Consider the following 15,981-nt stretch of genomic DNA (forward strand, 5'->3'; position numbering starts at 1 on the left):
TCAGGCCTCGAGCCAGCCCGACTCGTGCATCCACGCGACGGTCGCGTCGAGCTGCAATTGGGTGCTGGGCTCGGCCAGGATCTTGGCGAGCGCGTTGTTCATGGCGAATGAGTGGACGCCGTCGCCAAGGAAAGGATCGAGGCGATGATAGTCGTCGCCCATGATCTGCTCGCACTGAAACGAGGTCAACATCATGGACGCTTCGATCATCATGTCGATCGCAACGAGCGGCTTGCACAGATCGAGCAGCCACTGCGAATACCCCCAGCTGGCTTCACCGTCGCGGTAGCGAGGGGCGAGGTACCTGGGGACCTCGCCGTTGCCACAGGAGAGCAGCAAGACGTCGTCGAACGCGGTCTTGCCGAGCTTGCGGCGATGCAGCATTTGGGTGTAGGCGACCAGCGACGGGTTATTGGCGAAGACGCCCCCATCCACATAGCCGGGGCCCTTGCCCGTGATCGACTGAAAGATCGGCTCGAGCACCGGGGGCGAGCTGCTGCGGATCGCGATGTCGGCGACGAGCTCCTCGGCGTCGTTGCCGTCGGGATCGCCGCTGTCGAACACCCGCGCCCGCCAGCTGCGTGGCGTGGCGTCGGGCGCGTCGAGCTGGAACGCCGTGATCATCACGGGGTGGGGGAGATCGCCGAGCTTGGTGCGGCTGCCAAAGTAGTCGCAGAAGAACCCGCACAGCGGCTTGGACTGCAGCAGCGAGCCGGCCCCCGCGAGCGCCCCGACCCCACCGACCACCGAGACCATCTTGCTCAGGGCCTGGTTGAGCTCGGTCCAAAAGTCAACGATGCCAGCCAGGCCTGCGCTGGGGTCTTTTTGCGAGGCCAGGTACAGGGCATTCCAGGATCCCGCCGAGTTGCCGACGAACGCCTCCACGTTGTCGAGTACCCCGACCTCGGGCTTGATCGCCGAGATTCGGGTCTGGATCTCAGCGAGGAGCCCCGCGCTGACATAGCCGAATCCCCCGCTGGGAGAGGTGCCGTCGAAGCTGATGATCTTGCTGTATTTCATGTCCCGGTTCGCGCCTTGCTTGATTGTGTTGAGTCGTGGAGTCGTTCGGCCCCGTCCACGCTCGCTCGTCGGGACCACGCTGTCGCAATGATCTGCGACAGCGCCCTGCGATGCTCTGGCTCGAGCATCATACTCATATGATTTCCCGCTGCGTAGATTGTCTCGACCGAGCCCGCGGTTCGGGCTCGGACCCGTCCGAGCAGCGCGTCGGGTCGCCCGCGGTGCTCCTCGGCTCGGATCAGGAGAATGGGTGCTTGGCACGAGCGGGCGCGAACCCGCGCCGCTGCCATCACGTTGCGGGTGAACACGGCGATGGTGCGGCCGGTCTGGGTCGCGAAGCTGCGCAAGCTGGCGAAGCTGGGGCGTGGACCCGCGGCGGGCGGCAGCGCGAGGCCACACCAGGCCAACCATCGGGCGAGCTCGTCGCGCTCGGGCATGCGCACGGCCGCCCAGATCCGTATGGCGTCGGTCGGGCGACCCGGCGCCCGGGCCAGGGGCCGCCAGCCAGGGGCGTCGTCGCCAGGCAGCGGGCCGCCATCGATCAGACACAGGAAGTTGACGACGCTGCCGCGACCCTCGAGCTCGGCGGCGAGCTCGGGCCCGAGCTGGGCGCCGAGCGACCAGCCGACGATCGAGTGGGGTCCGTCGGGCTGCAGCTCGCGGATCGCTGCGGCCCAGCCACGAATGATCGCGTCGAAGTCGGGCTTGTCGGCGGCCTCGAACAACCCGGGGATCTGGGCGCCCCAGACCGTGACGCCGTCGGGCCAGTGCATGTCCGAGTAGCACGCGGGGCTGCCGATCCCGGGGGGCAGCACGAACACGGGCTGACCGCCGGGGCTGTGACGCAGCAGCACCATGCAGTCCGCGGCGGTGGGCGACTCCCCGCGGGCCTCGATCCAGGCGGCGAGCTCGGCCACGCTCGAGTGCTCGAACACGCAGTGGACCGGGAGCTCGACGGCGAACCGGCGCCGGACCTCGAGCGCGAGCCGTGTGGCCGCGAGCGAGTGACCACCGAGGGCGAAGAAGTCGGCGGTCGCGGACTCGACCTCGACCGCGAGCAGCTCGGCGAACAGCGCCGCGACCCGACGCTCGAGCTCGCTCTCGGGGGCGCGACCTTCAGTCCCGCTGGCGCGCAGCTTGGGCGCGTTGGGGTGGGGGATCACCCGCGCGGCGGGGCTGGCGGCGGCGTTGGAGCGAGGCGGAGGCAGCTCGGCGATCGCCGGACAATGGATTGCCGCGACTGTCGGCGCGCTGGTGAGCTGCTCGGTGACGGCGACTAGATCGTGGGCGACCGCGGCGATCGTGGCGGGCTCGTAGAGCTGAACGTCGTACTTGATGTAGCCCGAGAGCTGCCCGCGCGACTCCTCGACGGCGAGCTCGAGGTCGAAGCGCGACAGCTGCTCGTCGACGACCAACGGCTCGAGCGTCGCGCCGCCGAGCGCGGCGTCGGGGGTGGCGACGTTGAGCGCGACGATGACCTGAAACAGGGGGGTGCGGTCGTGCTCGTGGGCGGTGTCGAGGGCGTTGACGACGACCTCGAATGGTATGGCCTGGCGGCGCACCGCTTCCTGAATCGTGGTGCGGATCGCGAGCAGCAGCGCGGTCGGCTCGGCGCTGGGCGTGGGGTGCAGCCGCAGCACGACGTTGTTGGCGAACAAGCCCAGGACCGAGGCGGTCTCACGCTGCTCGCGGTTGGCCACCGGCGCGCCTACGACGATCTCGGCGGCTTCGGAGCGCCGACTCGCGACAACCGCGAAGCTCGCGAGCAAGGCCGCGTAGAGGGTCGCGCCGCTGGCCGAGGTCCAGCTGCGCAGCGCAGCGACAAGCTCGGGCGCGAAGGTGATCGGGTGCAGGCGAGCCTGCATGCGTCGGACCCGTGGGCGCGGGTGATCGGGGCGGAGTCCGGCGTCGCGCGGGAGCCCGGCGAGGGTCTGCGTCCACCAGCTCAGCTGCGCGGCGGCCTCGGGCCCCGCGAGCCAGCGCTGCTGCCAGGCGCACCAGTCGGCGTACTGGATCGGCAGGCGGGGGAGCTGGGCGATCACGCTGTCGACGTCGCGACCCCCGTCGCCACTTCCGGAGAGGGCCGCATACAGCCGGCCAAGCTCGGTCACGAACACCCCGCGTGACCAGCCGTCGAGCGCCACGTCGCGCAGGCTGACCGCGATCGCGTGGTGCTCGTCGTCGAGCTCGAGCAAGCGAACTTCGATCGCCCCGCGTCCGGGTCCGGCCGGCGTGGTGATCAGCGCTTCGATCGCGGCGGCGCGCTCGGTCTCGCCGAGCTCGCGTCCGTCAATGACGACCAGGGGCGAGTCGGCCTGCGCGTCGATCACCTGGACGGCCGCGCTGCCGCGCAGCTCGTAGCGGGTCCGCAGGATCTCGTGACGGGCGACGAGTAGGTCGAGGCTGGCGGCGAACGCCTGGCGATCGAAGGGCCCCCGCAGCCGCGCCGCGATCGGTACGTTGAAGCGGCCGAGCTCGGTCTCGAGCTGCTTGAGGAACCACATCCGCTCTTGCGCCGCCGACAGCGGGATCGGCCGATCGCGTGAGGTGACCTCGACGACCGAGGCTCGCCCGCCGCCGAGCCGCTCGATGAGCGCGGGCTTGTGCTCGCGCAGCGCCGCGAGCAGCTCGCCGGTCAGGACCCCGCGCGGCGCGGAGACCTTGAGCTCGCCCGCGTCGAGCTGCACGGTGACGCCCCGGCGTCCGAGCTCGAGCAGCAGCTCCGTCAGCGTCACAGCACCACCTCCTCGACGTCGACGGCGGTCACCGGGCGGAGCCGGGCGATCGCGAGGCGCTCGTGCACCTCGGCGGCGACGCTGGCGAGATCGGCGTCGGCGACCAGACCCTCGGTCGCGAGCTCGACCCCGTAGGTGCGGCCGAGTTGGTTGCGCAGCTCGATCGCGGTGAGCGAGTCGAGGCCAAGGGTCACGAGCTGGGCGCGGGGGTCGAGCTCGCGCTCGGCGGGCCAGCGCAGCAGCTCGACGAGCAGCTTCGTGACGCCGCGCTCGATCCGAGCGCGACCCTCGGCGACCGGCAGCGTCAAGATCGCGTCGATCGCCGCGGCGTCGAGTCCAGCTGGCTCGGACCCGCTCGGCACCAGCTCACTGAGCAAGCTGGGCACCTGGGCGCCGGCCAGGTCGCGCAGCCGCGCCCGGTCGAGCGGGATCACCCCGACCTGGGCGACGTCGTCGGCGGTCAGGGCCGCGAACAGCTCGAGCCCGCGCGCGCGCGTGATCGCCCGGAGCCCGCGCTGCTCGAACTGAGCGACGCGCTGCTCGGAGTGGGCGACCCCAACGTCGGACCATGGACCCCAGGCGATCGTGAGCGCAGGCAGGCCGAGCGCGCGGCGGTGGACCGCGAGCGCGTCCTGGAACCCGTTGGCGGCGGCGTAGTTGGCCTGGCCAGGGTTGGCGAGCCAGGCAGCGGCGGATCCAAACATCACGAATCGCTCCAGCGGGTCTTGCAGCGTGGCTTGGTGCAGAGCCCAGCTGCCGTGGACCTTGGCGGCGAAGGGCACGACGAAGCGCTCGCGCGTGCAGTTGCTGAGCAGCGCGTCCGCGAGCGCGCCCGCGCAGTGGATGACCCCGCGGATCGGCGCGGAGAGGCGCAGCTCGACGAGCACGCGGTCGAGCGCAGCGGCGTCGGACACGTCGACGCCAACGCACGCGAGCGTGACCGCGCTCGAGCGCAGCGCCTCGAGCTCGGCCGCGCGCGCGGGGCTGGGCGCTCGGCGCCCGAGCAGCGCCACCTTCGAGGCGCCGTGCTCGACCAGCCAGGTGACGATCTCCCAGCCGAGCCCGCCGAGCGCACCGCTGACCAGGTACCAGCCGTCGTCGCGCGGGGCCCATGGGTTCACCCGCGGCGCGCCACGGGTGACGAGACGCGGGACCCGAGCCTGGCCACCGCGCAGGGCGATCGTGGTCTCGGGGTCCGGCCCGCGCAGGCGGGCGAGCTCGGCGAGCACCGCGTCTCGCTGGGCGAGGGCGGATTGAGCAGGATCGAGGTCGACGAGCGTCGCGCTCATGCCCGGCAGCTCGACGCGGGCGACGTCGACGAGGCCACGCGCGACGGCGGCGGCCAGACCGGGGACCGGCCCGTCGCCGACCGCGACCGCGCCGTGGGTGATCACGCGCAGGCGCAGCGGACCCGAGCTGAGCTTGGCCACCAGCGCGATCGCGGGGAGCAGCTCGTCGGCGGCCAGGACCTCGCTCGCGCGCATGGTCGTGGGGGTGCCGGCGGTCGCGGGCGCGAGCGCGAGCCCAGCGAGGATCACCAGCTCGTCGATCGGCTGAGCGTTGGATCCGGTCAAGCACGACTCGAGGGTTGCGAGGCTGGCGAGGCTGGCCCGACGACCCGCGCGCGCGAGCCCGGCCGCGAGCGCAGGCCCGAGCTCACTCGCGCTGGTGTCGTTGACGATGAGTGTGTGACCCGGAGTGTGGCCCGGGCTGCTCGGCGCGGGCTCGAGCGGCGGGCGTGGGCGCCAGCGCAGCTCGACCAGCCCGTCTTGCTCGGCGGGTGGCTCGAGCATGACGCCCTCGAGCACCGCGAACCGGCGGCCCTCGGGGTCGAACAGCTCGACGAGCGCGCCGTCGTGTTCGGGGTCCAGGCAGACGTGGACCCACGGGTTGTCGTGGGGCGCCCCGAGCCGCGTCGCGCGACGGATGCGTGTGAGCTCGCCGCCGCCGTGGGCGAAGCTCAGCAGCTGCGCGGCGGCCTCGAGCAAGGTCGGGTGCAGCGGCGTCTCAGCCGTCGCGGTCGAGGTTGGCGGGACCAGGCGCGGGGGCAGGCGCAGGCGCGCGAGCCAGGCCCGACGTGGAGACTCGGGCTCGCCAGGCTGCAGCGACCACACCAGCTCGAGGCTGCGCAGGCGCGGACCGAGCTCGATCCCGAGGGCCGCGCTCGGGGCCAGGACCTCGTCGACGGGGACGGCGGGACCCAGGCTAGCGGTGAGCGCGGCGAGCTCGGTCGGCGCGGCGAGCTCGGTCGGCGCGGCGATCGAGGGTATCGCTCGATCCTCGGTCTCGACCAGCTGCGCGGTCGCGAGGGGCTGCCACTGCGCATCACCAGTCGCGCGCGCGAGGATCTCGACGGTGTTCGCCTCGATGACGGTGTGCAGCTCGAGGGTCGCGCCCATGCGCACGGGCGCGAGCGCGGCGAGGGTGAGCTCGTGGAGGTCGGCTGCGCGGCCGAGGCTGGCGAGGAGCGACCACAGCCCCGGGATCAGGGCCGAGCGTGGCAGCTGGATGCCGCCGGTCGCCACGCTTCGATCGCTCCACCACGCCGCGACGTCAGCGTGCAGCTTGGCGTGGAAGCGGCGCTGCGGCAGACCGGGGAGCTCGATCGGGTGACCCAGCAGCGGACCGCCGCTCGGCGCAGCGCCGCGGGTCTCGGCCGCGGACGCCTCGAACCAGTGTCGGCTGCGCTCGAACCGGTGGGTGGGGAGGTCGACGAGCTGGCCGCGGCCGCCGAGGATCCGCTCCCAGTCCAAGCTCGCGCCCGCGCAGTGCAAGCGAGCGAGCCCGGGGACCAGCGCGACCCAGCTGCTGGGGTCGACGCGCTCGAGCCCGGTGAGCAGCTCGGCCGGGACCTCACCGAGCACCACGACCGCGTCGCAGTCGGCCAGCGCGGATCGTACCGCCGACAGCTCGAGCGCGCTGGGTTGGGTCAGCGCGGCGAGCAGCTGCTCCGGTCCGCGCTCGCGGCCGTCGCCGAACACCAGCGGCGCTCGGCCGGGGCTGCGCAGCCCCGAACTCGCGGCGCGGTGGTCAGCGCGCGCGAGCGCGAGCAGACCAGGGACGTCGAGCCGCTCGGCGAGGGTGGCCGCGAGCGGCTCGGCACCCCCGAAGGCGACGATGACGGCCGGCTCGAGCCCCCACGCCGAGAGCGTCTGGAGATCAGCCACGAGCTCGAGCGTCGGCCGGGTCTCGCCGCTCGGGTTGGCTCCCGCCGAGTCGGCGAGCTGGGTGAGCCGGGCGAGCGCGTCGGCGTGGCTCGAGCCAGGGTCGGACCAGCGCGCCAGGGTCGGCGCGACGTCGCGACCCAGGACCCACGCGAGCTTGGGCGCCCGACCGGCGCGGCCCCGAAACCAGCGGTCGGTGGCGGACGCGGCGTCGCTGGCGAGCGCGGCCCGCAGCTCCGGCAGGGTGTCCGCGAGGACCACCAGCCGCTCGCGCTGGCTGTCGCGTCGGCACGCGGCCGTACCCACGAGATCTCCCAGCGCTGGCTCGCTGGTGAGCCACGCTGCGGTCGCGCTCACCGTCGCGCTCAGGCCCGCCGCGCTCGCGGCCGAGAGCAGCATTGGAGCCGGCCGGCGGGTGGTGGCCGGGGACGTGGCGTCGAGCCCGACGGCCGCCTCGACGATCACGTGGGCGTTGGTCCCGGAGTAGCCGAACGAGCTGACGCCCGCGAACCACCGGCCCCCGCGGCTCGGCAGCGGTCGCACGTCGTCGACCACGCGGACCGGCAGCGCGTCCCAGTCGACGTGGGGGTTGGGGGTCTCGAAGTGGAGGCTGGGCGGCAGCTGCCGACGCGCGAGCGCGAGCACGACCTTGATCAACCCAGCGATCCCGGCGGCGCCCTCGGTGTGGCCAACGTTGGTCTTGATCGACCCGACCCACAGCGGCTCGGACCCGCGCTCGGACGACCCACCGAGCACCCGGCCGAGCGCCGCGAGCTCGATCGGGTCGCCGAGGGCGGTGCCGGTCCCGTGGGCCTCGACGTAGCCGAGCTGCTCGGGCAGCACGCACGCGTTGCGCAGCGCCGCCTCGATCACGGCCTGCTGCGCGGCGCCGTTGGGCACGGTCAGGCCCCCGCTCGAGCCGTCGTGGTTGACGGCCGATCCACGCAGGACCGCGAGCACGCGATCGTCGTTGGCGACCGCGTCGACGAGGCGCTCGAGCACGATCAACCCGCAGCCCTCGCCGCGGATGAACCCATCGGCGGCCGCGTCGAAGCTGCGGCAGCGACCGGTGGGCGACAGCATTCGCATCTGACACTCGACGACGGTCGTCATCGGCGAGAGATCGAGGTTGACCCCGCCGACGATCGCCCGGTCGCACTCGCCGTTGCGCAGGGCGGTCATCGCGAGGTGGGTGGCGACCAACGACGACGAGCAGGCGGTGTCGATCGACATGCACGGCCCGCGCAGGCCCAGGCAGTGGGCCACGCGACCGGCGAGCACGCTGGCGCCGCCGCCGGTCCCCACGCTGGCGTCGGGGCTGCGACCGGCGGCCATCAAGTCGGCGTAGTCGTGGTGCATGGCCCCGACGAACACCCCGGTGCTCGAGCCCCGCAAGCTCGACGGCCGGATCCCAGCGTGCTCGAGCGCCTCCCAGGCGACCTCGAGCAGCAGGCGTTGCTGCGGATCCATGGTCTCGGCCTCGCGCGGGGAAATGCCGAAGAACAGCGCGTCGAACTCGGCGACGTCGTCGAGGAACCCGCCGTCGCGCACGTACATGCGACCGGGCACGCCGGGCTCGGGATCGTAGTAGTCGGCCAGGTTCCAGCGCTCGGGCGGGATCGGGCCGACGGCGTCGCGGCCGGCGAACAGCAGCTGCTCGAGGGTCGCCGGCGAGCAGACACCGCCGGGAAACCGACAGCCAATTCCGACGATGGCGATCGGCTCGGCGTGGGCGAGCGCGAGCGAGTCGCGGGCCTGCTCGGCCGCGAACGCCAGCTGCAGCGCCGACATGCCGGCCGCGCGCCGCTGCAGGTCCTGGCTCACGCGCGCCCCCTGCCGCGCAAGCGCGCGCGGATCTCCGCGTCGGACAGCGTCTGCGCGGCGTCGACCAACGCCCCGGCTTCGGCTGGGGGGCTGGGCTCGTCGGACGTGGCGGTGACCGGCCCGCTCGTATTGGTCTCGCGCGCGGGCTGTGGGTCCGGGCGCTCGCGGTCGCCGGGCTCGCGGACGCCGGGCTCGTGGACGCCGGGAATGTTGGCCTCGATCCAGGCGCTCAGGGCCGTGACCGTGGCGTGCTCGACGGCGACGGTGGCGGGCATCGGGTGGCCGAGCTCGCGCTGCAGCCGGTCGCGGAGCTCGACGGTCATCAGTGAGTCCATGCCGAGCTCGAAGAACGCCTGGTCGCCGCCGATCTCGTCGTCTGGACGTCCGAGCACGCTGGCCACCGCGGCGCTGACGTGAGCCGTGAGCAGCGCGTGACGACGCAGCGCCGGGGCGGCGCGCAGGCGCTCGAGCAGGGCGCCGCCCGAGCTCGTCGAGCCGCCGGCCGCGGACGCGCCAACTAGCGCCTCGAAGTAGGGATCGCCGTGGGCCTCGAGCATCACCCGCCAGTCGACCGGGGCCACGATGATCCGCGCGGGTCCGTTGCTCGCTGCCGACGCTGACGCGAGGATCTGCGCGAAGCAGTCGCGCCCGCGCTCGGACGTGATCCCGTACATGCCGCGACGCTGCAGCCGCTCGGCGACGCCGAACCGCGCGGCCGCGCCGACGTCTGCCCAGGCTCCCCAGGCGATCGAGGTCGCCGGGCATCCGGCGCGGCGGCGGTCCTCGGCCAGGGCGTCGAGGTACGCGTTGGCGGCCACGTAGTTGGCCTGGCCGGCGCTGGCCAGCGCCGCGGCAGCCGACGAGAACAGCACGAAGAAGTCGAGCTCGCGCGCACGGGTGGCGCGGTCGAGGTGGTGGGCGCCGAGCAGCTTGGGACCGAACACCCGCTCGAACTGCGCCGCGGTCAGGTTGGCCACCGCGCCGTCGTCGATCAGCCCGGCGGAGTGGACGACGCCACGCAGCGGCCCGAGCTCGGCGTCGATCCAGGTGAGCAGCTGGGTGATCGCGGTCGGGTCCGACACGTCGACGGCCCGCAGCTCGACCCGGACGCCGCGCTCGCGCAGCTGGGCGACGAGGGCCTCGGCTTCGGGGTCGCCCAGCTCGCCGCTGCGTCCGACGGCGACCAGCGTGCGCGCGCCCGCGTCGGCCAGCGGCGCGAGGATCTGCGCGCCGATGCCCCGAGTCCCGCCGGTCACCAGGTAGGTCGCGGCGCTGTCGAGCGGGTTCATCTGGCGGATCTCGACCGGCGCGCGAGTGAGACGCGCGACGTGACGTCGATCGCCGCGCAGGGCCACGCGGAGCTCGGCTCGAGCTGGCGCCGTCGCGGAGACGCGCGCCCACAGCTCGGCGGCGAGCGGCGCGACGTCGACGTCGGGGATCGCGAGGTCGATCGCGACCGCTCGCAGCTCGCGATGCTCGCGCGCCGCGACCCGCAGCAGCCCGTGCACGGTCGCGGCGAGCGGGCTCGCAACCGTGCGCTCGGGCTCGCCGAGATCGATCGCGCCCGCGCTGACGGACGCGAGCAGCGGCGCGGCCGGGTGAGCGAGCAAGCCGCGGATCAGCGCGAGCGACTCCAGGCAGGGGCCGTGGGCGCTGGTGCGGAGCTGGTCGTTGTCGGGCTCGGCCAGCGCCAGCGGACGCAGATCCACGACGCCGAGCAGCGCGGGCGAGCCAGCGATCAGCCCGGCCAGGCGCGCGTCGAGGTCGTCGCTGGCGGTGACGAGCTCGACCTCGATCTCTTCGGTCCCGGCGCCCGCACGCAGAGCCTGGGCCAGCCGCGAGGCGAGGTCGTGCTCGGCCGCGATCAGCAGCCACTTGCCGGGTGCGGGCGTCGTGGGCTGTGGCGTCGGGTCGAGCGGGCGCTCGACCCAGCGCTCGGCGTACCACCAGTCGTCGAGGCTCGGGCGCAGCTCCGCTCGCAGCGCGGCGACGCTCGCAGCCCGGAACCGCACGCCCTCGACCTGGGCGACGAGCGCCGGTTCGGCGTCGCTCGTGGTGTTGCTCGTGTAGATCGCAAAGTCGGCCCAGCGCTCGCCCGCCTCACCCTCGGCGGCGCCGCGCATCGCCGCCTCGACCCGCACGCGACTCGGCGCGGATCGGCGAAGCTGCACGCGATCGATCGAGACCGGCAAGTGGACGGCCCCGTCGGCGTGATCGCTGAAGATCGCGCCGAGCACCTGCAGGCAGCCATCGCCCAACACCGGGTGGAGCCGCCACGCGACGCCGTCATCGCCGAGCTCGGGCGCGAGCTCGAGGGTCCCGCTGCACTGCCCGTCGCGCCCGCCGAGCTCCTGGATCGGGCGAAACGCGGGGCCGTAGTCGAGCCCGAGCGCGGCCGCCTCGGCGTAGAAGCTGGTCGCCCGGGCGCGATCGCGGATCACCGATCCCGGCGCGGGCGCGACCGCCTCGCTCGGACTGGCTGGGCCCGGACGCAGGAGAGCGCGGGCCCGCAGCGTCCACGGTCCGGTGCCCAGGCGGGAGTGAGCCGTGAGCGACCAGTCGTCACCGGCAGCCGAGGGCTCGGCGATGATCTGCAAGCTGACGACGCCCTCGTCGGGCAGGACCAGCGCGCGCACGAACTCGACCTGCTCGAGCCGGCTGGGCGCGCCGTCGAGCAGCTGGTCGGCGGCGGCCAGGAACGCCTCGAGCAACGCGGCGCCCGGCAGCACCGACGCCCCAAACACCCGGTGGTCGCCGAGCCAGCTGGGCGCGGCGACGCCGATCTGGGCCTCGAACACGCGGGTCCGGGTTGCGAGCTCGAGCGCGCGACCGAGCAGGGGATGGCTGGCCTGACTGGCATCGGCCTCGCGCCGCCGTCGGGTCAGGTAGTCGCGGGGCAGCTCGAGCCAGTGACGTCGGCGCTGCCACGGGTAGCAGGGCGCGGGGACCCGGCGTCGGTCCGCGGCCCCGGGCGCGTCGTCGTCGTAGGCGCGCCAGTCGAGGGTCTGGCCGGCCTCGTGCAGCGCGGCGCAGGCGTTGGCGAGGCCCTCGTCGTCGCCGACGCGCCCGAGCACCGACAGCCAGCGCGTCGCCGGCTTGTCGATCGTGAGCGGCCCCAGCCCAGCCAGGACCGGGCCCGGACCGAGCTCGAGGAAGCAGTCGACCCCGCGGGCGTCGAGCCAGCGCAGGCCTGCCGAGAACGCAACGGTCTCGCGTACGTGCCGACGCCAGTAGCGAGGGTCGAGGACCTCCTCGTCGATCGCCCGTCCGTGGACGCTGGACACCAGCGCGATCGAGGGTCGGCGCCGAGTCGCGCTGGCGACCACGGCCTCGAACGCGTCGAGCATCGGATCCATGAGCGGCGAGTGGAAGGCGTGCGAGACCCGGAGTCGACGGCAGCGCAGCCCCCGACCCTCGAGCTGCGCGACGACGCCGGCGAGCACGCTGGCCTCGCCCGAGAGCGTCAAGCTGGCGGGGCCGTTGTGGCCGGCGATCGCGACCCGATCCGGGAACAGCTCGACGAGCGGCGCGACCTCCTCGACGCTGGCCGCGACGGCGTACATGGTTCCGCCGCTGGGCAGCGCCTGCATCAGTCGGCCGCGGGCCTCGACGATCCGCAGCGCGTCCTCGAGCTCGAACACACCGGCCAGACACGCAGCCGCGAACTCCCCGAGCGAGTGGCCGAACAGGTACGCCGGGCGAACCCCCCAGTCCATGAGCGTGCGGCCGAGCGCGTACTCGAGGGTGAACAGCGTGACGTGGGCCCAGCGGGTCTCGTCGATCAGGGTTTCGCTCGGGCTGGCGTCCGGGGACTCCGGTGCGTGGGTCGGGTACAGGACCTCGAGCAGCGGGCGCTCGAGCTGTCCGTCGAGCAGCGCCGCGCAGCGCTCGACGCTGGCCCGAAACCTCGGCTCGCTGGCGAACAGCTCGCGGCCCATGTCGACGGCCTGGGCCCCCTGCCCGGTGAACAGCAGCGCGAGCTTGGCCTCACGCGCGGGCGCCGAGCTGGCGAGGGTCGCGAGGCGCTCACACAGCTGGCTCGCCGAGCTGCCGGTCACCGCCGCGCGGACGCTCAGGTGGCTGCGCGCGACCCGGGCGGTGTGGCACAGATCCGCGACGGCGTGCTCGTCGTGTGGCGCCCGCTCGAGCGCGCTCGCCCAGCGGCGCGCGAGCTCGGCGAGGGCCGCGGGCGACTTGGCTGACAGCGGCAGGACCTGCCACGGCCGCGGACGACCCCCGCGCTCGACCGTCGCGGTCGGGGCTTCCGACACCAACACGTGCGCGTTGATGCCCGAGAGCCCGAAGCTGCTGACTCCGGCCACGCGCGGACGCTCGCCACGGGCCCACGCGCGGGCCTGGGCGACGACCTGCGGACGGCAGCTGGCCCAGTCGATCGCGGGGTTGGGGGTGTTGAAGTGGAGGCTGGCCGGGAGCCGCTCGTGGTCGAGGGCCAGCGCGATCTTGATGATCCCCGCCACGCCAGCGGCGGCCTCGAGGTGACCGATGTTGGTCTTGGCCGATCCGATCCACAGCGGCAGATCAGCGGGACGCTGCGCGCCCATGATCGCGTCGATCGCCTGAACCTCGATCGGATCGCCGAGCGGCGTGCCGGTCCCGTGGGCCTCGATGTAGTCGACGTCGGCCGCGCTCAGCTCGGCCGAGGCCAGCGCGGATACCAGCAGCCGCTCCTGGGCCGGGCCGTGGGGCACCGTCAGCCCGCCGCTGGGTCCGTCGTGGTTGACCGCCGACCCGCGCAGCAGCGCGTAGATCCGATCGCCGTCGCGCTGGGCGTCGGACAGGCGCTTGAGCACGAGCACGCCGCAGCCCTCACCCCGGCCGAACCCGTCGGCGCTCGCGTCGAAGGTCTTCGAGCGACCGTCGCGGGCCAGCGCGCCCATGTGCGACAACACCGTGCTGGTGTCCGGGTGAACCATGAGGCTCACGCCGCCGGACAGGGCCACGCTGCACTCGCCGCGGCGCAGCGCGTGCATGGCCAGGTGGGTCGAGACCAGCGTCGACGAGCAGGCCGTGGCGACGACCATGCACGGACCCTGCAAGCCCAAGAAGTAGGACAGGCGACCGGCGGGGAAGCTGATCGCGTTGCCGGTGCCGTAGTAGGGCAGGTCCGCGGGCACGACCTCCTCGAACGGCACGCGTCCGTAGTCACCGGTGATCAGCCCGACGTAGACCCCGGTCTCGGTCTCGCGCAGGCTCGTGGGCGCGACCCCGGCGTGCTCGAGCGCCTCCCAGGCGACCTCGAGCAGCAGCCGCTGCTGGGGATCCATGGCCGCGGCCTCCCGCGGTGAGATTCGGAAGAAGTCGGCGTCGAAGCCCTCGATGTCATGATCGAGGAAGTTGCCGCTGCGCATGTAGGTCTGCCAGAAGCTGCTGGGATCGGGGTGCTCGCGGTACAACGACGCGGCGTCCCAGCGCCGCTCGGGGACCGGCGTCATCGCGTCGCGGCCCTCGTCGAGCATGGCCCAGTAGGCGTCGAGATCGTTGGCGCCGCCGGGGAACCGGCAGGCCATGCCGACGATCGCTATCGGCTCGCGGTGGCGGTCGAGCCGAGCGCGCATGCGCTTGAGCGCGAACGCGGCCCGCTGAAGGGGGGTGAGTTCGTCGCCGGTCATGGCAGCTCTCCTGCGAAGGTCTCGAACTCGGCGTCGATCAGGGCGCCGAGGGCGAGCTCATCGAGCCCGCGGATCTCCTCGGCGAGGGTGTCGTCGCGCGCGGGCTCGCGGGCTGGCGCGGGCGCGGCTGGCCTCGGCGCGCGCAGCTGGTCACGGTGGTCGAGCCGGGCGTCGAGCTCGGCGAGCAGGTGCTCGGCCAGCGACGCCACGGTCGGGAAGTCGAACAGCAAGGTCGAGCGCAAGCGCAGGCCCAGGTCGCGCCCGAGCCCGTTCTTGAGCTCGATCGCCATCAGCGAGTCGAGCCCGAGCTCGAACAGCGGCTGGCCAGCGTCGAGGGTCTCGGGCCTGCGCAGGCCCATGAGCTTGGCGACGCGCTCGCGCAGGTGGCCGAGCAGCAGCTCGGGGCGATCTGGCGGCGAGGACTCGCGCAGCTGGGTCAGCAGTCGGCTGGTCTCGCCCGCGCGTCCCATACCAAGCAAGCCAGGCGAGCCGAGGTCGTCGAGCTCGGCGAGCTCCCGCAACAGCGGCGTCGCGCGCAGGCGACCGGTGAACCGGCGCCAGTCGATCGGCATGATCGCTGCGTGGCCCAAGCTCGCGCCGAGCACCGCCGCCATGGCGTCGAGCGCCTGCGCGGCCGGCATCGTGCCCATGCCCAGCGCGTGCATGCGGGCGCCAGCCTCGGGCCGATCCGCGGCGCCGACGTCTGCCCAGGCGCCCCAGTCGACGACGGTCGCCGGGAGCCCGCGCGCGCGTCGGTGGGCGGCGAGGGCTGGCAAGAAGCTGTTCGCGGCGCAGTGGTTGGCCTGACCCCACGCGCGCAGCAACGCGACGGCCGACGAGTACAGCACGAAGTGATCGAGGGGATCGCCAGCGGTGGCGCGGTGCAGGTTCCAGGCGCCCTCGACCTTGGGCGCGAGCACCTGCGCGAAGCGATCCCAGTCGAGCTTGTGCACGGTCCCGTCGGCGATGACCCCGGCCGAGTGGAAGACGCCGCGCAGCGGACCGAGCTCTGCGCGGACCGAGCTCAGGGTGTGGGTGAGCGCGGTCTCGTCGCTGACGTCGACCTCGGCGACGACGACCGTCACGCCTTCGCGGGCGAGCGCAGCCACGCTCGCGCGCGCGCTGGCGCTGGGTGGGCGGCGACCGAGCAGGGCCAAGCGCCGGGCGCCGTGGGTGACCAGCCATTGGGCTGTCGCGAGGCCGACCCCGCCGAGGCCACCGGTGATCACGTAGCCGCCGGTCGGGTCGAAGCTCGGGCCCTCGCTCGCGCGCAGCTCGGCCGGGTTCAGGCGCGGCGCCCAGCGTGCGCCCTCGCGCAGCGCGAGCTCGTCCTCGACCGGTGACGCGCGCAGCAGCTCGACGATCTCGGCCGGGCTCGCGTCGTCGTCGAGATCCAGCCGCCGACACGCGAGCTCGGGGTGCTCGCTGTCGACGACCCGGCCCAGGCCCCACAGCGGAGCGCCGGCCAGACCGTCGACGCGCGGGTGGCCCTCGCTGATCGCGACGGCGCCGCGGGTCAGGAACCACAGGGTGGGCGGGTGATCGGCGAGCGCATCGAGGGTGGCCTGGACCAGGGCGAGCGCCGAACGGGCCTGCGCCTCGCCGCGC

The 15,981-nt window shown here is 73.5% G+C and carries 5 protein-coding genes (1 of these 5 only partly in view); all 5 read right to left on the reverse strand.

Features of this window, described 5'->3' with window-relative positions:
- Tightly spaced (each overlapping or abutting the next), the 5 genes in view from ENSA7_RS19210 to ENSA7_RS19230 form a layout consistent with a single transcriptional unit that may run on beyond the window.
- Window positions 1-1,020 carry a patatin-like phospholipase family protein gene (locus tag ENSA7_RS19210; protein WP_181233899.1) on the reverse strand — a complete coding sequence of 340 codons (1,020 nt, stop codon included), beginning with the start codon at window positions 1,018-1,020 and terminating at the stop codon, window positions 1-3.
- The gene (locus tag ENSA7_RS19215; protein ID WP_106090763.1) at window positions 1,017-3,755 is read right to left on the reverse strand and encodes a condensation domain-containing protein; all 2,739 of its coding nucleotides are present in this window, start codon (window positions 3,753-3,755) and stop codon (window positions 1,017-1,019) included. The genes ENSA7_RS19210 and ENSA7_RS19215 overlap by 4 nt, the downstream gene beginning before the upstream one ends.
- Entirely contained in the window at window positions 3,752-8,743 is a 4,992-nt protein-coding gene (locus ENSA7_RS19220) for a type I polyketide synthase (RefSeq protein ID WP_106090764.1), read from the reverse strand. The genes ENSA7_RS19215 and ENSA7_RS19220 overlap by 4 nt, the downstream gene beginning before the upstream one ends.
- The gene (locus ENSA7_RS19225; RefSeq protein ID WP_106090765.1) at window positions 8,740-14,373 is read right to left on the reverse strand and encodes a type I polyketide synthase; all 5,634 of its coding nucleotides are present in this window, start codon (window positions 14,371-14,373) and stop codon (window positions 8,740-8,742) included. The genes ENSA7_RS19220 and ENSA7_RS19225 overlap by 4 nt, the downstream gene beginning before the upstream one ends.
- Window positions 14,370-15,981: the end of an SDR family NAD(P)-dependent oxidoreductase gene (locus tag ENSA7_RS19230; RefSeq protein ID WP_106090766.1), read on the reverse strand. 4,940 nt of this gene lie beyond the right edge of the window; only the last 1,612 of its 6,552 coding nucleotides appear in the window; its start codon lies off the right edge, out of view — the gene reads right to left on this strand; it ends in the stop codon at window positions 14,370-14,372. Before ENSA7_RS19230 ends, ENSA7_RS19225 begins: the two co-directional genes overlap by 4 nt.

It is taken from the genome of Enhygromyxa salina, assembly GCF_002994635.1.
In the GTDB taxonomy this organism is placed as follows: domain Bacteria; phylum Myxococcota_A; class Polyangia; order Nannocystales; family Nannocystaceae; genus Plesiocystis; species Plesiocystis salina_B.